The organism is Amycolatopsis sp. CB00013 (genome assembly GCF_001905755.1).
Classification (GTDB): domain Bacteria; phylum Actinomycetota; class Actinomycetes; order Mycobacteriales; family Pseudonocardiaceae; genus Amycolatopsis; species Amycolatopsis japonica.
Map to the genome: position 1 here is coordinate 411,022 of NZ_LIWC01000002.1, position 20,361 is coordinate 431,382.

21 protein-coding genes are annotated in these 20,361 nt (G+C 68.6%); 15 read left to right on the forward strand and 6 right to left on the reverse strand.

The annotated features are described in order from the left end of the window. Positions 1 to 39 precede the first annotated feature (39 nt). Entirely contained in the window at positions 40 to 639 is a 600-nt protein-coding gene (locus AMK34_RS11900; protein WP_038508002.1) for a TetR/AcrR family transcriptional regulator C-terminal domain-containing protein, read from the forward strand. A 363-nt stretch (positions 640 to 1,002) separates the two neighbouring features. Here AMK34_RS11900 and AMK34_RS11905 read toward each other — a convergent pair whose 3' ends face one another. Further along, positions 1,003 to 1,437, reverse strand: coding sequence for a hypothetical protein (locus AMK34_RS11905; RefSeq protein ID WP_016337460.1), 435 nt, complete (start codon positions 1,435 to 1,437; stop codon positions 1,003 to 1,005). 175 nt (positions 1,438 to 1,612) lie between these two features. Here AMK34_RS11905 and AMK34_RS11910 point away from each other — a divergent pair, with 175 nt between their 5' ends. From AMK34_RS11910 to AMK34_RS11930, 5 genes are all read left to right on the forward strand, one after another. Continuing rightward, entirely contained in the window at positions 1,613 to 3,334 is a 1,722-nt protein-coding gene (locus AMK34_RS11910) for a TIGR03767 family metallophosphoesterase (protein WP_073845229.1), read from the forward strand. Positions 3,335 to 3,460: 126 nt separating this feature from the next. Further along, positions 3,461 to 3,862 (forward strand): PaaI family thioesterase, encoded by a 402-nt coding sequence (locus AMK34_RS11915; protein WP_073846260.1) that lies wholly within the window; start codon positions 3,461 to 3,463, stop codon positions 3,860 to 3,862. A gap of 74 nt (positions 3,863 to 3,936) precedes the next feature. After that, complete coding sequence (locus tag AMK34_RS11920; protein ID WP_073845231.1) at positions 3,937 to 5,202, forward strand: C39 family peptidase; 1,266 nt, start codon at positions 3,937 to 3,939, stop codon at positions 5,200 to 5,202. Positions 5,203 to 5,282: 80 nt separating this feature from the next. Further along, positions 5,283 to 6,377: an S-(hydroxymethyl)mycothiol dehydrogenase gene (locus AMK34_RS11925; protein WP_073845233.1), complete on the forward strand. Its 1,095-nt coding sequence runs from the start codon at positions 5,283 to 5,285 to the stop codon at positions 6,375 to 6,377. Beyond that, positions 6,371 to 7,018: a gamma-glutamylcyclotransferase family protein gene (locus tag AMK34_RS11930; RefSeq protein ID WP_038507994.1), complete on the forward strand. Its 648-nt coding sequence runs from the start codon at positions 6,371 to 6,373 to the stop codon at positions 7,016 to 7,018. The genes AMK34_RS11925 and AMK34_RS11930 overlap by 7 nt, the downstream gene beginning before the upstream one ends. On the opposite strand, the gene AMK34_RS11935 is transcribed toward AMK34_RS11930, so the two are convergent. Continuing rightward, positions 6,996 to 8,615 (reverse strand): FAD-binding oxidoreductase, encoded by a 1,620-nt coding sequence (locus tag AMK34_RS11935; protein ID WP_083649844.1) that lies wholly within the window; start codon positions 8,613 to 8,615, stop codon positions 6,996 to 6,998. The two genes, AMK34_RS11930 and AMK34_RS11935, sit on opposite strands and share 23 nt — an antisense overlap. A gap of 97 nt (positions 8,616 to 8,712) precedes the next feature. On the opposite strand from AMK34_RS11935, the gene AMK34_RS11940 reads away from it, so the two are divergent. From AMK34_RS11940 to AMK34_RS11975, 8 genes are all read left to right on the forward strand, one after another. After that, a complete protein-coding gene (locus tag AMK34_RS11940; protein WP_038507993.1) occupies positions 8,713 to 9,276 on the forward strand; it encodes a TetR/AcrR family transcriptional regulator in 564 nt (187 codons plus the stop codon). Further along, positions 9,273 to 10,814, forward strand: coding sequence for a glycerol-3-phosphate dehydrogenase/oxidase (locus AMK34_RS11945; protein ID WP_038507992.1), 1,542 nt, complete (start codon positions 9,273 to 9,275; stop codon positions 10,812 to 10,814). Before AMK34_RS11940 ends, AMK34_RS11945 begins: the two co-directional genes overlap by 4 nt. 81 nt (positions 10,815 to 10,895) lie before the next feature. Further along, the gene (locus AMK34_RS11950) at positions 10,896 to 11,165 is read left to right on the forward strand and encodes a helix-turn-helix transcriptional regulator (protein ID WP_005155992.1); all 270 of its coding nucleotides are present in this window, start codon (positions 10,896 to 10,898) and stop codon (positions 11,163 to 11,165) included. Further along, the gene (locus tag AMK34_RS11955) at positions 11,162 to 11,698 is read left to right on the forward strand and encodes a hypothetical protein (protein ID WP_073845235.1); all 537 of its coding nucleotides are present in this window, start codon (positions 11,162 to 11,164) and stop codon (positions 11,696 to 11,698) included. Before AMK34_RS11950 ends, AMK34_RS11955 begins: the two co-directional genes overlap by 4 nt. Then, positions 11,695 to 12,150 carry a hypothetical protein gene (locus AMK34_RS11960; RefSeq protein WP_038507989.1) on the forward strand — a complete coding sequence of 152 codons (456 nt, stop codon included), beginning with the start codon at positions 11,695 to 11,697 and terminating at the stop codon, positions 12,148 to 12,150. Before AMK34_RS11955 ends, AMK34_RS11960 begins: the two co-directional genes overlap by 4 nt. Beyond that, complete coding sequence (locus AMK34_RS11965; protein ID WP_038507987.1) at positions 12,147 to 12,377, forward strand: hypothetical protein; 231 nt, start codon at positions 12,147 to 12,149, stop codon at positions 12,375 to 12,377. Before AMK34_RS11960 ends, AMK34_RS11965 begins: the two co-directional genes overlap by 4 nt. After that, positions 12,374 to 13,300 (forward strand): ABC transporter ATP-binding protein, encoded by a 927-nt coding sequence (locus tag AMK34_RS11970; protein ID WP_073845237.1) that lies wholly within the window; start codon positions 12,374 to 12,376, stop codon positions 13,298 to 13,300. Before AMK34_RS11965 ends, AMK34_RS11970 begins: the two co-directional genes overlap by 4 nt. Next, on the forward strand, positions 13,297 to 14,487 hold the full coding sequence (locus tag AMK34_RS11975) for an ABC transporter permease (protein ID WP_073845239.1): 1,191 nt from the start codon (positions 13,297 to 13,299) through the stop codon (positions 14,485 to 14,487). Before AMK34_RS11970 ends, AMK34_RS11975 begins: the two co-directional genes overlap by 4 nt. Here the strand turns inward: AMK34_RS11975 and AMK34_RS11980 are convergent. From AMK34_RS11980 to AMK34_RS11995, 4 genes are all read right to left on the reverse strand, one after another. Beyond that, entirely contained in the window at positions 14,484 to 15,830 is a 1,347-nt protein-coding gene (locus AMK34_RS11980; RefSeq protein ID WP_073845241.1) for a cryptochrome/photolyase family protein, read from the reverse strand. The two genes, AMK34_RS11975 and AMK34_RS11980, sit on opposite strands and share 4 nt — an antisense overlap. 114 nt (positions 15,831 to 15,944) lie before the next feature. Continuing rightward, complete coding sequence (locus AMK34_RS11985) at positions 15,945 to 17,261, reverse strand: citrate synthase (protein ID WP_051972324.1); 1,317 nt, start codon at positions 17,259 to 17,261, stop codon at positions 15,945 to 15,947. Between the two features lie 192 nt (positions 17,262 to 17,453). After that, a complete protein-coding gene (locus AMK34_RS11990; RefSeq protein ID WP_073845243.1) occupies positions 17,454 to 18,395 on the reverse strand; it encodes a carbohydrate kinase family protein in 942 nt (313 codons plus the stop codon). A gap of 43 nt (positions 18,396 to 18,438) precedes the next feature. Continuing rightward, complete coding sequence (locus AMK34_RS11995) at positions 18,439 to 19,029, reverse strand: TetR/AcrR family transcriptional regulator (RefSeq protein ID WP_037347986.1); 591 nt, start codon at positions 19,027 to 19,029, stop codon at positions 18,439 to 18,441. Between the two features lie 103 nt (positions 19,030 to 19,132). Between AMK34_RS11995 and AMK34_RS12000 the strand changes: the two genes are divergently transcribed. Then, a complete protein-coding gene (locus AMK34_RS12000; protein ID WP_073845245.1) occupies positions 19,133 to 20,278 on the forward strand; it encodes an acyl-CoA dehydrogenase family protein in 1,146 nt (381 codons plus the stop codon). The last annotated feature ends 83 nt before the right edge of the window (positions 20,279 to 20,361 follow it).

Consider the following 20,361-nt stretch of genomic DNA (forward strand, 5'->3'; position numbering starts at 1 on the left):
AGCGATAGAGATAAATCTATCACTGATAGAGTCCGCCGGGTGGCACGCAAAGGCTCGCTCGACCTCGCCAAGATCACCGAGGCGGCCGTCGAACTGCTCGACGACGCCGGCCTCGCGGAGCTGACGACCCGGCGACTGGCGGCGAAGCTCGGCGTCAGCTCACCGACGCTGTACTGGCACGTGAAGGACAAGGCTGAGCTGCTGGATCTCGTCGCCGAGGCGATCTGCGCCGACGCCTTCGAGATCGATGGATCGCTGCCGTGGCGCGATCAGCTCGCGAGCGGGCTCCGCCAGTTCCGCGCCCTGCTGCTGCGTCACCGGGACTCGGCCGCGCTGCTGCGCGAGCGGCCGCCGACCGGGCCGCACCGGCTGGGCCATATCGAGACGACCGCGCGGATCCTGCTGGAGGCCGGTTTCTCCGAAGAGGACACCGCCGGGATTTCGCGCCTGCTCACGGCGCACGTACTCGCGTCGGTCGAGACGCTTCCCGCACGGAAGCCGGACGAAGGGTTCCTCGCGCGGCTTGAGGCCTATCCGCATGTGGGCAGGTTGGGGCCGGCTTTCGCGCGGCAGAGCGGCGAAGAGCTGTTCGAGCTGGGTGTCGAGGTGATCCTCGACGGGCTCGCGGCCCGGCTGTAGCTCCTGGCGGCCGTGCCCGTGCAGGCGCGGCGTGATCGAAGGCGTGACTCGCGTGATCAGGGACGTAACTCGCGTGACTGGATGCCGCACTAGGTGTTCCGCCGCTGATCACGCGAGTTCCGGCCTCGATCACGCGAGTGCGGTGCCGCGTCACCGACGCGCCCGAAGCACCACCGTCGAACTCGGCCCTGCAAACCTCGTGAGTGGCACCTTCCCCAAGTACATGAAGGCCCCCTTCCTTGCGCTAGACGCAATGAAGGGGGCCTTCATGTACTTCAGGTGCCCAACCCGGTGGTCGCGAGGACCCGAAATCCACACGGTCGCGCGTGACCGGTCCGGTCACGACAGACGCGCCCCCCGGCTCTAGTCGCCGGACACACCCCAGATCGCCAGCTCGACGGCGACGTCGTTCTCGTAGAGCAGCGCGCAGTTCGCGCTCCACCGAGGCCGCCGCTCGTACGGCAGCCGACCGGCCTTGTCGAGTTCGTCGAAGTCCGCCACGGACGGCTCCTCGGTGCCGAACGCGGCGACGAGTTCGGCGTCGGTCAGGGGCCGGATCGTGCCGAAGTCGTCCTCACCCGTGGCGCTGATGAACTCGTGGACGTCGAGCACGGAATGGGTCCCGGACTCCTGGACGCTCTCCACCTCGTACAGCTCGTCGATCGAGTCCGGGCGGCCGAGTTCGTCCTCTTCCCAGAGGTAGTCGCCCTCCTCGAAGACGCGCGCCTTCATCGCGTCCAGCGCCGCTTCCGGGTCGCCGTCGAACCGGCCGCGGACGGACCAAGCCGAAGCACCCACCGGGCCACCTCCTCGCTCGTCGAGCGGCCAGCGTAACCAGCCCGCTTGGCTACTTGCGTATTCGGCCGAACGTGACAAATTTTCGCATTACCCTTTTCTGGCGTTCACCCCACGGCTAACGTCGTCCGGCATCGTCCTTCCGCGACACCCACCCGCGACGACTGGGGGCACCGCCATGTCCGTCATCTCCAGGCGCACCTTCACCGCGGCGGGCGCCGCCGGCGTCGGCCTGCTGCTGTGCACACCGACCGCCAACGCGCTCGACCGCGCGCTCGCGCGTACCGCGTCCCGCGCGGTCCGCACCGCGGGCACCACACTGGAAGCCGCGGCGGCCCCGTTGACCAGCGGTCCCGGTTACACGCGGCTGACCGCGGGCCCCGGCTGGCCGCTCGTGATCCGCGGCGATCTCGCCGCGCCGAAGTCCGGCCGCGACGACCGGCGCCGCGCGATGGCGTCCTTCGCGCAGTTCACCGACCTGCACTTCACCGACGCCGAAAGCCCCGCGCGGTTCGAATACCTGCATCCGTTCGTCGGCTCGGCGCACCGGCCGCAGGAGACCCTCGGCCCGGTCGCCACGACGGCGCTGGTGGAGCGGGTGAACAGCCTGAAGACGGGCCCGTTCACCGGGCGGGCGATCGACTTCATGGTCACGACCGGCGACAACACGGACAACCACGAGCTGATCGAGCTCGAATGGTTCCTCAAGGTGCTCAACGGCGGCACGGTGAACCCGACCTCGGGCGACCCGAACGTGCACGAAGGCGTCCAGACGTCCGGGTCCTCGCACTACTGGAACCCCGGCAAGACGCTGGACGACGCGTACACGAAGAAAGGTTTCCCGCAGCTGCCCGGCCTGCTCGGCGCGGCGTCGAACACCTTCACCTCGCCCGGTCTCGACGTCCCGTGGTTCTGCACCTTCGGCAACCACGACGACAGCATCGTCGGCACGGTGCCCGATCTGCCGGGGATGGACGCCTGGTACACCGGCCGTTTCAAGGTGATCGGCAAGGACGAGACGACGTCGCGGAAGCTCGCGAAGGCGATCGGATCCGGCTCGGGCGTGCCGATCACGGAGCTGTTCGGCGGTTCCGGCACGATCCGCGAAATCACCCCGGACGAGCGACGGCGGCCGTTCAGCACCGCGGAGTTCGTCCAGCACCACCTCGACTCCGCCAACACCGGCCCCGGCCCGGTGGGCCACGGGTTCAGCGGGAACAACGCCGACGGGCGGAACGTGTACTACACCTTCCGCATCGCGCCGGGGATCACCGGCATCAGCCTCGACACCACGACGATGGCCGGACTGGCCGACGGATCGATCGGGCTCGGGCAGTTTACCTGGGTGGAGAACACGCTCAAGCGCAACAGTTCGACGTACTACGACTTCTTCGGGCGCAAGGTCACGCAGAACGTGACGGACGAGCTGTTCATCCTGTTCAGCCACCACACCAGCGACACCATGGGCAACGTGCTGCCGGACGCGCGGCATCCCCTGGAGCTGCGGCTCAACGGCGACACGTTCGTCTCGCTGCTGCACCGGTTCCCGAACGTGCTGGCGTGGGTCAACGGGCACACGCACCACAACAAGATCACCCCGCACGCCGGCAAGACCGCGAAGCAGGGCTTCTGGGAGATCAACACCGCTTCGCACATCGACTTCCCGCAGCACGCGCGGATCATCGAGGTCGCCGACAACGCGGACGGCACGTTGTCGCTGTTCACGACGCTGATCGAGGCGGAAGCGCCGTACGAGGCGTCGTACTCGGACACCTCGACGCAAGCGCTTGCGTCGCTGTACCGGGAGTTCTCGTACAACGACATCCACGCCTCACTGGGCGCGGTCGGCACCGCTCAGGACCAGAACACGGAACTCCTGCTGCCCCATCCGCTCGCCTGATTCCCGCGCGTTTCGTCCTCTGAATGCGGTAGTTGCACGCGCAAGGATCGCATTCAGAGGACGAAATGCCGGGGGTTACCTCGGGGGTAATCGACACGGGGCGCGGTGCCGGGCACGCTCGGCACCATGATCGACGCAGAAGGCACCGCGCTCTTCCACCGGACCATGCCGCTCACCGAGCGGCTCGGCATCGAGGTACTGGAGCACTCCCCCGCGGCCGTGCGCGCCCGGATCTCCTGGGACGAAACGCTCTGCACGCTCGGCGGGGTACTGCACGGCGGCACGCTGATGGCGCTCGCCGATGCCACGGGCGCGGTCTGCGCGTTCCTCAACCTGCCCGAGGGCGCCCAAGGCACGACCACCGTCGAGTCGAAGACGAACTTCCTGCGCGCGGTCCGGTCCGGGCACGCCACGGCCACCGCGAAGCCGCTGCACGCGGGCCGCAAGCTCATCGTGGTGGAAACCGAAATCCGCGACGACGAGGGCAAGCTGGTCGCGAAAGTGACACAGACGCAGGCCGTCTTGTAGGCAACTGTTTACATACCTCGCGCGACCGGCGAAAATCCCTTCCCTACTGGGTGGAATCGAGGGATGGAGCCGGGATGCGCAGACGAGGGCTGGTCACGCTGCTGACGATCGCGACGATGACCGCGGTGACGGCACAGACGGCGGAAGCGGGTCCCGGCCGTCCGGACGACGAGTCGATCGACTACCACGAATGGTCCGGTCACGCCGGTTTCCGCGACGGCAGGCTCGAAGGGCTCGGCCTCGACCACGGCGCCCTGCGCATCGACCGCCCGATCGGCACGATCGAGCACACCGAACCCGTGCTCGGCACCACGAAGACCTACGAATACGGCCAGTGGACGTCGCGGAGCCACACGCAGGGCTTCGACGCCTCCCAGCTGGTCGCTTCGTGGAACGCGAAGACGCCGGCGAAGACCTGGGTCAAGGTGGAAGCGAAGGGCCGCACCGCGTCGGGCGCCGAGACCTCCTGGTACGTCATGGGCCGCTGGGCCAGCGGGGACGCCGACATCAAACGCACCAGCGTCGACGGGCAGAGCGACGCCAACGCCGCGGTCGACGTCGACACGCTGGTCATGAAGGCGGGCGTCGCGCTTCGCTCGTACCAGCTGCGGGTCAGCCTGTACCGGGAGGCCGGCTCCCGCGCCACCCCGTCGGTGACGTCGGTCGGCGCGATGACGTCGCTGGTCCCGGACCGCTTCGAGGTCCAGGCGACCAAGCCGGGCCGCGCCACCGGGATCGAACTCAAGGTGCCCGCCTACGCGCAGAACCTCCACAAAGGACAGTTCCCGGAGTACGGCGGTGGCGGCGAGAACTGGTGCAGCCCGACGTCCACCGAAATGGTCGCCGAGTACTGGGGCAAACGGCCCAAGCCCGAAGACATGAAGTGGATCCCGGAGGGTTACGTCGATCCGACCGTCGCGTACGCCGCCCGCTACACGTTCGACTACGCCTACGACGGAACCGGCAACTGGCCGTTCAACACCGCGTACGCCGCTTCACTCGGACTGCGTGGGCACATCACCCGTTTGCACTCCTTGAACGAACTCGAGAAGTACATCGCGCGCGGCATCCCGGTGATCACGTCGCAGTCGTTCAAGGCCGAGGAACTCGACGGCGCGGGCTACGGCACCGCCGGGCACATCATGGTCGTCGTCGGCTTCACCAAGGACGGCGACGTGATCGCGAACGACCCGGCCGCGAGCAGCAACGACCGGGTCCGAAATGTCTACAAGCGACACCAGTTCGAAACGATTTGGCAGCGCACCAAGCGGTACAACACGAATGGCGGCGTTTCCAGTGGTCCCGGCGGCATCGCTTACATCATCACGCCTGGGCACTGAACCGATACCGCACCCGAGCGGATGTCGCGATCCGGGTCGGCTTCGTGGCAAGCTGCGAAGTCGACTACTCGGAGGTGGGCATGCCGTACGAGGTCCAGGGCGTCGTTTCCCGCGCCAAGGGTGAGCCGGTCTCGCTGGAGCCCGTGACGGTGCCCGATCCCGGGCCCGGCGAGGCCGTCGTCTCGGTCAAGGCGTGCGGCGTCTGCCATACCGACCTGCACTACCGCGAGGGCGGGATCAACGACGAGTTCCCGTTCCTGCTCGGCCACGAGGCCGCGGGGTTCGTGGAGGCCGTCGGCGACGGCGTGACCGACCTCGAACCCGGCGATTACGTGATCCTGAACTGGCGCGCGGTCTGCGGCACCTGCCGCGCCTGCCGCCGGGGCAGGCCCTGGTACTGCTTCTCCACGTTCAACGCCGCCCAGCCGATGACGCTGGCCGACGGCACCGCCCTGTCGCCCGCACTCGGCGTCGGGGCGTTCCTCGAAAAGACGCTCGTCCACAGTGGACAATGCACGAAGGTCGACCCCGCCGCCGAGCCCGCCGTCGCCGGACTGCTCGGCTGCGGGGTGATGGCAGGCCTCGGCGCCGCGTTGAACACCGGTGCGGTGAGCCGCGGCGATTCCGTCGCGGTCATCGGCTGCGGCGGTGTCGGCGACGCCGCGATCGCGGGGGCGAACCTGGCAGGTGCGAAGACCATCGTCGCCGTCGACACCGACGACCGGAAACTCGCCTGGGCCAAGGACTTCGGCGCCACGCACACGCTGAACAGCAAGGGACTGAGCGAAGACCAGGTCGTCGAGGCGATCCGCGAGTTCACCGATTCGTTCGGAGCGGACGTCGTGATCGACGCGGTCGGCAGGCCCGAAACGTGGCGGCAGGCGTTCTACGGGCGCGATCTGGCGGGCACGGTGGTGCTCGTCGGCGTCCCGACCCCGGACATGCGGCTGGATCTGCCGCTGATCGACTTCTTCTCGCGCGGTGGCTCGCTCAAATCGTCGTGGTACGGCGATTGCCTGCCCTCACGCGATTTCCCGATGCTGATCGACCTCTACCTCCAGGGCAGTCTCCCGCTCGACAAGTTCGTCACCGAGCGGATCGCCCTCGACGGCGTCGAGCAGGCCTTCGGACGCATGCATGCCGGAGACGTCCTCCGCAGCGTGGTGACGTGGTGAAACTCTTCACCGACGCCGATTTCCCAGCCGATCCGTATCCGGGAGCGCGGCCGGGGCATTCGTTCGTCCACTTCGACGGTGCCGGGCACAGTCTCGACACCGCGCCGGAGGGCTGGCGCGAACGCCAGGCCGTGCTCGCCTACGGCTCGAACGCCTGCCCGTCCAAGATCACCTGGCTGCGGGAGAACATGGGCCTGGAAGGCCCGGTCGTCGTCTGTCACGCGCGCTGCACCGACCTCGCCGCGGTCTGGGCGTCCGGGCTGCGGTTCCGCGACGGGCAGCGCCCCGCGACGCTGGCCGCCGCGCCGGGCGTCGTCGAGGAGCACGCCGTGTGGTTCGCGACGCCCGAACAGCTGGCCGTGCTCGACAAATGCGAGGGCAACGGCATGCGCTACAACCTGGTGCGGCTGACCGCCCCGGCCATCACGCTCGACGATGGAACCGTGCTCGACGACGTGGTGGCGTACGTCGGCGCCGCGGACATCCGCCTGCCGATCCTGGTGGACGGCAGGCATATCCGCGTCGCCGACCTCGAACAGCGCCGGGCCGCGGCGCTGGACGGGATCCCCGCCGAAACGCACGGTCTGGACTGCACGCTGGTCGAGGCCGGGACGCTGATCAGACGAGTTTCCCGGGATTGAGGATCCCGCTCGGATCGACGGCCTTCTTCGCCGCACGCAACACTTCGACGCCGATCTCGCCGATCTCCGCCGCCAGATACCGCGCGTGGTCGACGCCGACGGCGTGGTGATGCGAGATCGTGCCGATGCCGGTGATCGCCTCCGACGCCGCCGCCTTCGCCCGCTGCCATTGGGCGATCGGGTCGGCTTCGTCGCGTGGCGTGAGCACGGTGAAGTACAGCGACGCGCCTGTTTCGTAGGCGTGCGAGACGTGGCACATGATGATGGCGTTGCCGAGCGTCGCGGTGAGCGCGGCGCGGACGGCGTCCCGCAGGTCGCTCAGTTCCGCCCAGTACGCGGCGGTTTCCAGGGTTTCGACGCAGACACCGTTGTCCATCAAGGCATCCCGCTGCCGAGGCCCGGAGAACCGGCCGCGTCGCCAGGATTCGCCGAGTGCGGCCCCGATCCGGACGGCGCCGAACTCCTTCAGCACACCGGCGGTCTCCTGCCGTCGCCGGGCGACCTCGCGTTTCGACGTGCCTTCCCAGCCGACGATCAGCAGGCACGGCGCGTGCACTCCCCGCGCCTTGAGATACCGGCGCAGCGCTTTGGTCTTCACACTGTCGTTGAGCGCGAGCGAAACCTCGCTCTCGTCCACATCGGACAGTCGCGTGACGTCCGCGAGCACGTGCCCCTGGGCGAGTTCGCGGACCGCGTCGGTGCCCTTCTCCCAGCCGTCGAGGACGAAACCCTCGTAGCGGCGGACTTCCGGCACCGGCCGGACACGGAGGGCGACCTCGGTGATCACGCCGAGCGCACCCTCGCTGCCGATGGCGAGCTGCCGCAGATCCGGCCCGGCGGCCGACGCCGGCGCGACGCCGAGTTTCCATTCCCCGCGCGGGGTCGCGAGCCGGACGCCCTTGACCATGTCCTCGAACCGGCCGTAGCCCGACGAGGCCTGTCCGGCGGACCGGGTCGCGGCGAATCCGCCGATGGTGGCGCGTTCGTAGGACTGCGGCACGTGCCCGAGGGTGAAACCGTGCGCGGCGAGCAGCCGGTCGGCCTCCGGGCCGGTGACCCCCGCCTGCAGGACCGCGATCCGGGACACGGGATCGACGGAGACCAGTTCATCGAGCCGGCTGAGGTCGAGCGCGATCACCGAGGCCTTGTCACCGCGCACTGCGGCGACCCCGCCGACCACCGACGTCCCGCCGCCGAACGGGACGACACCGATGTCGTGCCGTGCGCAGATTTCCAGCACCGACTGGACTTCGGCGGGATTGTCCGGCAGGACGACGGCGTCCGGCACCGGAAAATCACCGAACCCCCGTCGCCGTATCAGGTCCAGATAGGACAGACCACTGGCCCGAGCGAGCCGTTCCCCCGGCGCCGTCAGGACGTGCTCGGCGCCGACGAGCTCTTCGAGGTCTCGCTTGGGCAGTTCGTCCAGCACCGGTTCGGGCACGGACAGCGCCGAATCGGGCGCGAAGGGCGCCGCGGAGCCCAACGGCCCGATACGCTGGACGAGCCACCTCAGGGCCTTGGCCGGAAGGTGGGCGGCGTCACCGGCCTCGGGCGTCCAGGATCGTCTTAACCGGTGGTCAATAAGCTCGGTCACGACTACAGTGTTACATATGGACGTAAAACGTCACTCACCTGCGGAAACAGGCGTTTCGGCGCTGGCGGACACCCGATCCCGCCAGGCCTCGACACGTGTGTCCGACGACGTTCTGCTCGACGCCGCGAAGAAGTGCGTGCTCGCCGTCGGTGTGCGGCGGACCACCCTCGCCGAGATCGCCCGGACCGCCAAGGTCAGCCGGATGACCGTCTACCGCCGGTTCCCGGACGTGCGCAGTGTGCTCGCGACCCTCATGACCCGCGAGTTCGGCGGCCTGCTGCAGGGCGCCGCGGAACCCGAGGTCGAGCCCGCCCACTTCCGCGAGAAGCTCGTCCAGAGTTCTTCGGCCGCCGTCGCCGCGCTGTCGGGCGACCCGCTGTTCCGCACCCTGCTGGACCTCGATTCCGAACTGGTCCTGCCCTACATCGTCGAACGGTTCGGGAAGACCCAGCGCTTCGCCGAAGGCGTGATCCTGCACCTGCTGAAGTCGGGCCACGAGGACGGGTCGATCCGCAAGGGTGACCTGGCCGCGCAGGCTCGCACCTTGCTGCTGCTCATCCAGTCTTTCGCCTTCTCGTACCGTCCCGCCATCGCGGACGTGGACGAGAAGAAGCTGATGGCGGAGTTCGCCAACGTGCTCGACGCGGCGCTGCGCCCGTGACGCCGGGCTCGCTCAACGCTCTGCGGCGCGACCGGGAACTCACGGCGCTGGCCGGCGGCGAGCGGGTCGATCTGGTGGTGGTCGGCGGCGGTGTCACCGGCACCGGCATCGCGCTGGACGCGGCCGCGCGCGGGCTTTCGGTCGCCCTGATCGAGGCGTACGACCTGGCGTACGGCACGTCGCGCTGGTCCAGCAAGCTGGTCCACGGCGGGCTCCGGTATCTCGCCAAGGGCGATCTGGCGCTGGCGCACGAAAGCGCCGTCGAACGCGGTATCCTGATGACCCGCACCGCCCCGCATCTCACCAGGGCGATCCCGCAGCTGTTCCCCATGTACCGCAAGACCTCTCGCGGTCAACAGGCCTTCATCATGACCGGTCTCGTGGCCGGCGACGGCCTTCGCCGCGCGGCCGGCACCCCGGCGTCGGTGCTGCCCCGGCCGAGGTCGATCCCGGCCGCGGAAGCGCTCGCGCTCGCGCCCGGCCTTTCCCCGCAAGGCCTGCGCGGGGCACTGCTGGCCTACGACGGCGCGCTGACCGACGACGCGCGCCTGGTGGTGAGCCTCGCCCGCACGGCCGCGGCACGTGGCGCGAAGATCCTGACGAGGGTCGAGGCGCTCCGGCTCGACGCGGAATCGGTACTGGCGCGGGACAGGCTCACCGGGCACGAGATCGAGATCCACGCCCGGCAGGTGATCAACGCGACAGGTGTCTGGGCGGGCGAGCTGGCGGAGTCGGTCCGGCTGCGGCCGTCTCGCGGCTCGCACCTCATCCTGGCCACGGGAGCGGCGCGGATCGGCGCGACGTCGGTCAACGTGCCCGTCCCCGGCGAGAACAACCGCTTCGTCTTCCTGCTGCCGCAACCGGACGGCCGCGTGTTCGTCGGGGTCACCGACGAGCCGATCGACGGGCCGGTGCCGCGGGTGCCGACCGTGCCGGAGTCCGATGTGGACTTCCTGCTCGAAGTGGCCTCGACGGCGTTCACCCGCCCGCTGACCCGCGCCGACGTCGCGGGCTCGTTCGCCGGTCTTCGGCCGCTGGTCGAAGGCGGTGGCGGACGCAGCGCGGATCTCTCGCGCAAGCACGCGGTGGTGACCGGAGCCGACGGCGTGCTCACCGTCGTCGGCGGGAAGTTGACGACGTACCGGAAGATGGCCGAAGACGCCGTCGATGCCGCGCTGAAGCGGTCCGGGCTCCTCGCCGGGCCGTCGACGACGTCCCGGCTCCCGTTGCTCGGCGCGACCCCGCGCGATCGTCTATCCACTGTGGACGCGCCGCCTCGGCTCGTCGCGAAGTACGGCACCGAGGCGCCGCGGGTCGCGGCGCTCGGCGAGGTCGACCCGGAACTGGGGCTGCCCCTGTTCGACGGGACCGACATCAGCGCGGCGGAGGTCGTCTGGGCAGTACGACACGAGGGCGCGCTCGACGTCGAGGACGTCCTGGACCGCCGCACCCGGCTCGGCCTGGTCGCCCCCGACGCGGCGGCCGCCCGCGCCCACGTCCGAGAACTTGTCGACAAGTCGCTCGCCGGCCTCGCCTGACCTCCCGCATTTAGTCCTCTCAATGCGGCGAGTCATGCCCTCAGCTTGACGAGTCGTTGGGTTTTTGCAACAGTATGTTCCATGAGCCCGGTCAGACGCGGCAAAGAGCTGCCGATCTACAACCGGCTTCCCGTGCTCCGGGCCGAGCGTGGACTGAGCAGGGCCGCCCTCGCGACGGCCGTCGAGGTCAATCCGCAGACCATCGGCGCGCTCGAACGGGGAGACCACTACCCGAGCTTGGACCTGGCGTTCCGCATCTGCGCGGTGTTCGACCTCCCGGTCGAAGCCGTGTTCAGCCGCGAACCGTTCACGCCGCTGTCCACTCAGGTCTACCGGGAGGGGGGAACATGAGCGAGGAACGAGGCCGTCTCGCGGCGTACTGGGACCGTCAGCAGGAACGGCTGGACGAGGTGGAACGCAAGCGAGCGCTGAAGCTGCCGACGTGGCGCACGCGGAAACGGCGGCGGGCGTTGAGCGCGCTGGTCGTGGCGGGCGATCTGGTCCTGATCGCCGGAGCGGTCTTCTACCAGACAGGGCAGACAGGAGGCTTCCTCGTGTGCTGGCTCGGCGGGGGTGCCGTGGCCGGTGGCGCGCAGTACCTGCTGCGGATCCTCACCGGCAAGATGAGCGGCGGTTTCTCGATGCGGCTCGACGAGCGTGAGCGGGAGATGCGCCACCGCGTCACCTATGTCAGCTACCAGATCCTGGTGACGATGATGCTGTTCGCGGTGCTGTACGGCCTCCTGGTCCCCGGCCCCAAGGCCGGCGGCGCGATGATGGCCTGCGCGCTGCTGATCACCGGCACCACGGTGTCGGCCGTCATCCTGGGCTGGTCGCTGCCGGACGACGACCCCGAGGACTTCGAAGGGGTGAGCCCGGCATGACCACCACCAGGACGCGCTCGGATCGCCGACGGCTCGCCGTCGCGGCCGTGATCGGCCATCTGGTCGTGATCGCCGGTGCCGCGCTGCTGCGCGAGCCGACCTTGTGGTTCGCCGTGGGCCTGATGGGGCCGGGGCTGTGTCTCTGCGTCGGCGCGGCGACGGTGCTGCGCAAGGCCGTCGGTAGGCCGGGCTCCGCGGCGAAGGATCTCGACGAACGCGAACTGCTGCTGCGAAACCGCGCGCACTACGCTGCGTTCCAGGGGATCTGCGTACTGATGCTGGTGGATCTCGGGTACGGGCTTTACGCGGCGGGGCAACCGGATTCCGGTTCGCTGCTGTCCGCGATGACAGCGGCGTTGTTCGTCTTCGGGACGTCGCTACCGGCGCTGTGGCTCGCGTGGCGGCTGCCGGACGACGATCCCGAAGACTTCGAGGGGGTGGCTCCGGCATGACCGGGGACAAGAAGCGGCACAAGATGTCCATCGGCGTGGTCGCCGTCGTGCTGGTGGCGGGTGGGGTCCTCGCCGGCGCGGGGAGGGCGGTCCTGGTCTACCGGGCCACCTCGGTGGTGAGCAACGTCAAGCTGGACGGGCTGATCGAACGGAACCGCACGATTTCCGGCGTCCATCGGGGATTCGCGGCGCTGGTGCGGTATTTCGAAGAGGGGAAGTGGAAATGAGCGAGGGGAAGCTGGAGATCGACAAGGTCTCCAAACGCTACGGCGCGAAGGTCGCGCTGGACGAGGTGAGCTTCGAGGTCCAGCCCGGTGAGCTGTTCGGCTTCGTCGGCAGCAACGGCGCGGGCAAGACCACCACGATGCGGATCGTGCTCGGGGTGCTGGCGGCCGACTCCGGCCAGGTGCGCTTCGGCGGCGCCCCGATCACCCACGAGACCCGCACGCATATCGGGTACATGCCGGAAGAACGCGGGCTGTACCCGAAGATGAAGGTGCTGGAGCAGCTGGTCTATCTCGCCGAGCTGCACGGGATGTCGGCCAACGACGCCCACCGCAGCGCCGAGAACTGGATCGCCAGGCTCGGGCTGACCGAACGGCGCAAGGACGAGGTCCAGAAGCTGAGCCTCGGCAACCAGCAGCGCGTGCAGCTCGCGGCCGCGCTGGTGCACGATCCGAAGGTCCTCGTGCTGGACGAGCCGTTCTCCGGCCTCGACCCGCTGGCCGTGGACGTGATGAGCGGGGTGCTGCGGGAGAAGGCCGCGACCGGGGTGCCGGTGGTGTTCTCCAGTCACCAGCTGGATCTGGTCGAGCGGCTGTGCGACCGCGTCGGCATCATCCGAAGTGGACGGATGGTCGCCTCCGGCACCGTCGGGGAGCTGACCGCCGGTGCGGGCAACGGGCTCGTCGTCACCGCGCCCGGCGCCGCACCCGGCTGGGCTTCGGCCGTCCCCGGGGTCCGGACGATCGAGCAGAACGGCCCGACGACGATCCTCGAACTCGAGACGGGTGCCGACGATCAGGCCGTGCTCGCCGCGGCGCTGGCCACCGGGCCGGTCACCGAATTCACCAAACGCAGGCGTTCGCTGACCGAGCTCTTCCGCGACGCCGTCGCCGAAAAGCCGGCGGCACAGGGAGTTTCCGCATGAACACCGTTTCCTCATGGCGCGCGGTCTGGCTCATCGCCAAACGCGAGCTGAACACCCGGCTGCGCACCAGGTCCTTCGTGATCGGCACCGCCGTCCTGCTGGTCATGCTGATGGGCTATGTCCTGCTGCAGTCCACGCTGATCGGCAACGAGGACAAGAGCAAGGTCGGCCTCACCGGCCAGACCGCCGGGATCGCGCAGCAGCTCAAGACCGCGGGCGAGGCGATCGGCGAGAAGATCGAGACCGTCACCGTCGCCGACCCGGCGCAGGGCCGCTCGCAGGTCGAGAACGGCGACCTCGACGCGTTGCTGTCCGGCAACGCCACCGAGCTGAAGGTGCTCGTCAAGTCCGAATTGGACACCAAGCTGCGTGCGCTGCTGAACGGCGTTTCCCAGCAGGAGGTGTTGAACGGCATCCTTTCCGAAGCCCAGGAATCCCCTGAGCAGGTGATGCGCACGGTCCATCAGACGCAGGTCGAGGTCGACTCGATCAAACCGCCGGACCCCGAGAAATCGCAGCGGATGGTCATCGGGCTGATCGTGGCGGTGCTGCTGTACATGAGCATCGTGACCTACGGGACGCTGGTCGCGCAGGGTGTGGTCGAAGAGAAGTCCAGCCGGGTGGTCGAGATCCTGCTGTCCACGGTGCGGCCGTGGCATCTGTTGCTGGGCAAGGTGATCGGGCTCGGGCTGGTCGGGCTGACGCAACTGGTGATCATCGGTGGCGCCGGGTTCATCGTCGCTTCGGCGACCGACGTGCTGACGCTGTCCGGTGTCGCGACGAGCGCACTGCTGTGGGGTGTCGTGTGGTACCTGCTCGGGTTCCTGCTGTACGCCACCGTCTACGGCGCCATGGGTTCGCTGGTCTCCCGGCAGGAGGACACGCAGTCGGTGATCGGGCCGGTCAACATCGTGCTGATCCTCGGCTTCGTCGTCGGGTTCAACCTGCTGGCCCAGGCGCCGGAAGGCACGGCCACCAAGGTGCTTTCCCTGGTGCCGCTGCTTTCCCCGGTGCTGATGCCCGCGCGGATCGCGGCGGGCACCGTCGAGGTGTGGGAGATCGTGGCGTCGCTGGGGCTGACCGTGGGCGCCATCGCCCTGTTCACCTGGCTGGGCGCGCGGATCTACCAGAACAGCGTCCTGCGGGTCGGCAGCCGGATCAAGCTTTCGGAAGCCCTTCGCGGCTAACCTTTGATGGCGCCGTAGCGCTCCAACGCGACCTGACGTTCGTGCGCGTGGTCGACCATCGGTGCCGGGTAGTCCTTGACGTTCTCCGGTTTGTGCACGGCCTTGCCCTGCACGGACCGGAGTTCGGGGACGTAGCGGCGGACGTAGTCACCGGCGGGGTCGAACTTCTCCCCCTGCGTCGTCGGGTTGAAGATCCGGAAATACGGCGCGGCGTCGGTGCCGCTGCCCGCGACCCACTGCCAGTTCAGCTGGTTCGACGCGAGATCGCCGTCGACCAGATGCCGCATGAAATGCCGCGCGCCGAGCCACCACGGCAGATGCAGATCCTTGACCAGGAAGCTCGCCACGATCATCCGGACGCGGTTGTGCATCCAGCCCTCGGCGAGCAGCTGGCGCATCCCGGCGTCGACGATCGGGAACCCGGTGCGTCCCTCGCACCACCGCTGGAAGGCTTCGTCGTCGCTCTCGTGTTCCATGGCATCGAACCGGGAATCGTAGTTCTTCCGCGCGGTTTCGGGGCGGTGCCACAGAACGTCGGCGTGGAACTCGCGCCAGGCGAACTCGCCGCGCAGCGCCTTGGCGCCGGCACCCTCGTTCCCGGCGAGGTCGGCCAGCAGGGTGCGCGGGTGGACGCAACCCCAGCGCAGATACGGTGAAAGCCTTGTCGTACCGGGACGATCGGGACGATCGCGATCCTCGTCGTAGGTTTCGAGGCCGTCGTCCAGGAACTCGTGCCAGCGCTCCAGCGCCGCCTTCTCGCCGGGATCGGGCAGCTCCATCCCTTTGAGCGAAGGGGATTTCGGAAGCTTGACCGATCGCGGCGGCTCCACCCAGTCCACAATGGACTTCCCGGTGTCGGCGGGGCGCGGCCAGCCGTGACGCACCCACGCACGGTAGAACGGGGTGAACACGCGGTACGGGTCGCCATCCGGCTTGGTGATGCGTCCGGGCGTGATCGCGTACGACGAACCCGTCTCGACCCAGGCGATGTCGTGCTCCGCCAACGCCTTCTCGACCTCGTCGTCGCGGCGGCGGCCGTACGGGCCGGTGTCGGCGCTGACGTGCACGGTCGCGGCGCCGACCTCGCGCGCGGCCTTGACGACCTCCTTGACCGGATCGCCCTTGACCAGCATCAGCCGTCCGCCGAGCTGGTCGTCCAGCGCCTTCAGGCAGCCGTGCAGGAACGCGACGCGCGGGGCGCCGGAGGGTTTGAGGAGCGCGTCGTCGAGGACGTACAGCGCGAGGACGTGCTTGCTGTGCTTCGAGGCCTCCAGCAGGGCGGCGTGGTCTCCGAGGCGGAGATCGCGGCGGAACCACAGCACTACGGGGGCTTCTCTGGTCACTCCGGCAACCCTAAGCGGTACCGCCGGTGGGCGCAGTCCCGGATGCAATGAAAGGTCCTTTCCTCGCAAATTTTGCGAGGAAAGGACCTTTCATTGCACTTGCGGGAGGGAGGGTCAGCGCTCCGAGATGGGCGCGTAGTCCCGCGACGCGTAGCCGGTGTAGATCTGCCGCGGGCGGCCGATCTTGGTGGCCGGGTCCTGGATCATCTCGCGCCAGTGCGCGATCCAGCCCGGCAGGCGGCCGAGCGCGAACAGCACGGTGAAGTACTTCGTCGGGAAGCCGAGCGCCCGGTAGATCAGGCCGGTGTAGAAGTCGACGTTCGGGTACAGCTTGCGCTCGATGAAGTAGTCGTCCGAGAGCGCGGTCTCTTCCAGCTTCTTCGCGATGTCGAGCAGCTGGTCGCCGCCCTTGAGCTTGGAGAGGATCTCGTCCGCGGTGTTCTTGATGATCTTCGCGCGCGGGTCGTAGTTCTTGTAGACCCGGTGCCCGAAGCCCATCAGGCGGACACCCTTTTCCTTGTTCTTCACGCGCTGGACGAAGTTCGCGACGTCGCCGCCCTCGGCCTGGATGCCCTCGAGCATGTCCAGGACCGCGCTGTTGGCGCCACCGTGCAGCGGGCCGAACAGCGCGTTGATGCCGGCCGAGATCGAGGCGAACAGGTTCGCCTCGGAGGAGCCGACGAGGCGCACGGTCGAGGTGGAGCAGTTCTGCTCGTGGTCGGCGTGCAGGATGAACAGCAGGTCGAGCGCCTTGGCGACGTCCGGGTCGACCTCGTAGGGCTCGGCCGGGAAGCCGAAGGTCATCCGCAGGAAGTTCTCGACCAGGCCGAGCGAGTTGTCCGGGTACAGCAGCGGCTGGCCGACGGACTTCTTGTACGCGTACGCGGCCAGGGTCGGGACCTTGGCCAGCAGGCGGATGGTGGACAGCTCGACGTTCGGTTCGTCGAACGGGTTGAGCGAGTCCTGGTAGAAGGTCGACAGCGCGGATACGGCGCTGGACAGCACCGGCATCGGGTGCGCGTCGCGCGGGAAGCCGCTGAAGAAGGCCTTCAGGTCTTCGTGCAGCAGAGTGTGGCGCTGGATCTTCTCGGTGAACTCCGACAGCTGCGTCTGGGTGGGCAGCTCGCCGTAGATGAGCAGGTACGAGACCTCGATGAAGGTCGACTTCTCGGCCAGCTGCTCGATCGGGTACCCGCGGTAGCGCAGGATGCCGGCGTCACCGTCGATGTAGGTGATGGCCGAGGACGCGGCGCCGGTGTTCACGAACCCCGGGTCGTGGGTGATGTACCCGGTCGTCGCCAGCAGCTTCCCCAGCTCGATCCCAGGCGCACCCTCCACCGGGTGGATCACCTTGAACTCGTGCTCGCCGTTGGGCAGGCGCAGCGTCGCGGTCTCGCCGGACTGCCCCGCAGCCGTCGTCGCGTCGGACATGTAAGTCCCTCTCACGTTCAGCACGGGCCGGCGGCGCCTGTAGGTTCCACAGGTACGCCCTCTTTCACGCGCGTGACCCACGGCCTCGCTGCACACCGCCCCGCTGGGGTATGAATTCCCCTCCACGCTAGTCGAGAATGGGGTCAACGCGCAGCGGGTGAGTTGCTCACAACAGCCCCTTTGGGACCAGGTTCACACGGCGGATGCCATATCTTCGGCCGTCGGCGGTTCCGCCCCACTCCGCGAGACGGTGATCGACGCCGCTTTCGCCGCGAATTCGAGCGCCGACCGCCAGCCGTCGGCGTCGAGAGTGGACACGTCGCGCACGCCGTTCGAGTACAGCCACGCCAGGAGGGCGCCTTGCACGGTGTCACCGGCGCCGATCGTGTCGACGACGTCGACCCGGCGTGACGGGACCTGCGCGATTTCGCCCGCTCGTGTGATGACGGACAACCCCTGCGCGCCTCGGGTGAGCACGACGGCATCGACTCCGCAAGAGGTCCAGACCTTTGCCGCGTCGACCGGGTCGGCGCCTTCGGCGAGCCATTCCGTGTCGTCGTCGGAGATCTTGAGCAGGCGGACATGCGGCAGCCAGGACTCGAACCGCGCCCGGTACGCCGCCGGATCCTCGATCAGCGCCGCACGGATGTTCGGATCGAGCACGGTCAGCACGCCGCGCGCGGATTCGCGGCGCAACAGCGTTTCGTAGGTGCTCGCACCCGGCTCCAGGACCATGCCGAGGGTGCCGAGGGAGAGCGCCGTCACATCTTCGGGGAGCGGGCCGGGGTCGGCGACGAGCCGGTCCGCGGTGCCCTCGGTGTAGAAGGTGTACCGGGCGGAACCCTTCTCGTCGAGCGCGACCACGGCGAGCGTCGTCGGCTCGTTTCCCCGCTGCAGCAACGCGGTGTCGACGCCGGAGGCGTGCAGCCGGTCCACCAGCGCGACCCCGAAACGGTCGCTCGAGACGCGCGAGAGGAAACCCGTCGGGACGCCGAGCCGTCCGGCGGCGAGCGCGACGTTGTAGGGACCACCCCCCATCCGGGGCAGCAGCGCGCGCAACCCACCGTCCACAGTGGAATCCAACGGTTCACCAGGAACGAGGTCGACCAGCGCCTCTCCACCCACCACGATCACGGGCGCGATGCTAGCCGAGGCGGTGGTTCCACCACCAGAATTGTCAGTTCAGGACATTTTTTGTCGCAATACCGCCAAGGAGGAGTTCCGACAGCGCGGTGAACGCTTCGGCGTCGGTCACCCCGGTGCGCTGGCCGATCACGCCGGTCTGGATTCCCTCGATGATCAGTCCCGCCATTTCGGCGATCAGCCGCGCGTGCACCTCACGGAAAACACCGTCGGTGACCCCTCGGTCGATGAACGACCGGATCCGGGCGGCCGCGGCGCGGCTGTTGAGCTGATAGGCGTCCCGCGCCGGCGCGAATTCGGCGATGTCGGTCATGAAAGCGGCCGAGGCGCGATTCAGGTATTCGGAGATCCCGGCGAGATACTCGCCGAGGATCTTGCGGGCGTCGTCGATCCCGGCGATCCGCTCCTCCAGCAGCTCGGCGGCCCCCTTGAAAAAGTGGGTGACGACCTTCACCGCGAGCTGCTCCTTGCTGGGAGCGAGCGCGTAGAGGGTCGACTTCGAGCAGCGGAGCCTCGCGGCCAGGTCGTCCAGCGTGAACTGGGAAAACCCTTCGGCGAGGAAGAGCGCTTCGAGTTCCGAGAGCAGCGCTCTCTGACGCGCGGTGGGCTGGCGGCGCGAGGTCATCGGATCACTATCCCCTACGCGAACGGTGTACCCCCAGCACCGTCTACTGTACGCTGAATCAGCCCACAGTACTGTTTTTAGTACCGTTCAGCTCGGAGGAGCCATGCCGGCGGACCGTCTGCTGCCCAGCACCGAGGCCCAGGACCTGATCGACCTGGCCAAGGAGATCGCGCGCGAGGAACTCGCGCCGATCGCGAGCAAGTACGAAGAGACCGCGCACTTCCCGCGCGAGCAGTTCCGGCTGCTCGGACAGGCCGGGCTCCTCGGCCTGCCGTACGCGGAACGCTGGGGTGGCGGCGAGCTGCCGTACGAGGTCTACCTGCAGGTTCTGGAGGAGATCGCCGCCGCGTGGATGTCGGTGGGCGTCGGGCTCTCCGTGCACACGATGTCCTGCTTCGCGCTGGCGCACCACGGCACCGACGAACAGCGTGACCGCTGGCTGCCCTCGATGCTCGAAGGCGGCCTGCTGGGCGCGTACGCGCTCTCGGAGACCCACGCCGGCTCCGACGCGGCCGCGCTGTCCACGCGCGCGCGGCTCGACGGCGACCAGTACGTCGTGAACGGCACGAAGGCGTGGATCACCCACGCGGGTGAGGCCGACTTCTACACGACGATGGTGCGTACCAGCGACGAGGGCGGGCAGGGCATCAGCTGCCTGCTCGTCGACGCGGCGACGCCGGGCCTCTCGGCCGCGCCGCCCGAGCGGAAAATGGGCCTCACCGGCTCGACCACGGCACAGCTGATGTTCGAAGACGCCGCCGTCGACGCCGAACGCCGGATCGGCGAGGAGGGTCAGGGGCTGAAGATCGCGCTGTCGTCGCTCAGCTCCGGACGGCTGGGCATCGCCGCGTGCGCCGTCGGGCTCGCGCAGGCCGCGCTGGACGAGGCGCTCGAGTACGCGAAGGGCCGCACGCAGTTCGGGCGGCCGATCATCGAGTTCCAGGGCCTGGAGTTCCTGCTGGCCGACATGGCCGCGACCGTCGAGACGTCCCGCGCGATGTACCTCGACGCGGCCCGCCGCCGTGACCGCGGGCTGCCGTTCCAGCGGCAGGCGTCCATCGCGAAACTCGTCGCGACCGACGGCGCGATGAAGGTGACCACCGACGCCGTGCAGGTTCTCGGCGGCGCCGGCTACACGAAGGACTTCCCGGTGGAGCGGTACATGCGGGAGGCGAAGGTGCCGCAGATCTTCGAGGGCACGAACCAGATCCAGCGCATGGTGATCGCGCGGGAACTGCGGAAAGGCTGACCGCTCTCGCAACTCGCGCAACGCCCGTCCTCCATGATGTGAAAGCCACTTTCGCAACGTTGAAGGTTGCGAAAGTGGCTTTC

Excerpts from the sequence above, each read along its gene's own strand:
- AMK34_RS11960 (WP_038507989.1), top strand. The coding sequence starts at position 11,695 with ATGACCACCACCAGGACGCGCTCGGATCGCCGACGGCTCGCCGTCGCG.
- AMK34_RS11985 (WP_051972324.1), bottom strand. The coding sequence starts at position 17,261 with ATGTCCGACGCGACGACGGCTGCGGGGCAGTCCGGCGAGACCGCGACG.
- AMK34_RS11995 (WP_037347986.1), bottom strand. The coding sequence starts at position 19,029 with ATGACCTCGCGCCGCCAGCCCACCGCGCGTCAGAGAGCGCTGCTCTCG.
- AMK34_RS11920 (WP_073845231.1), top strand. The coding sequence starts at position 3,937 with ATGCGCAGACGAGGGCTGGTCACGCTGCTGACGATCGCGACGATGACC.
- AMK34_RS11950 (WP_005155992.1), top strand. The coding sequence starts at position 10,896 with ATGAGCCCGGTCAGACGCGGCAAAGAGCTGCCGATCTACAACCGGCTT.
- AMK34_RS12000 (WP_073845245.1), top strand. The coding sequence starts at position 19,133 with ATGCCGGCGGACCGTCTGCTGCCCAGCACCGAGGCCCAGGACCTGATC.
- AMK34_RS11970 (WP_073845237.1), top strand. The coding sequence starts at position 12,374 with ATGAGCGAGGGGAAGCTGGAGATCGACAAGGTCTCCAAACGCTACGGC.
- AMK34_RS11925 (WP_073845233.1), top strand. The coding sequence starts at position 5,283 with ATGCCGTACGAGGTCCAGGGCGTCGTTTCCCGCGCCAAGGGTGAGCCG.
- AMK34_RS11915 (WP_073846260.1), top strand. The coding sequence starts at position 3,461 with ATGATCGACGCAGAAGGCACCGCGCTCTTCCACCGGACCATGCCGCTC.
- AMK34_RS11955 (WP_073845235.1), top strand. The coding sequence starts at position 11,162 with ATGAGCGAGGAACGAGGCCGTCTCGCGGCGTACTGGGACCGTCAGCAG.
- AMK34_RS11910 (WP_073845229.1), top strand. The coding sequence starts at position 1,613 with ATGTCCGTCATCTCCAGGCGCACCTTCACCGCGGCGGGCGCCGCCGGC.
- AMK34_RS11975 (WP_073845239.1), top strand. The coding sequence starts at position 13,297 with ATGAACACCGTTTCCTCATGGCGCGCGGTCTGGCTCATCGCCAAACGC.
- AMK34_RS11965 (WP_038507987.1), top strand. The coding sequence starts at position 12,147 with ATGACCGGGGACAAGAAGCGGCACAAGATGTCCATCGGCGTGGTCGCC.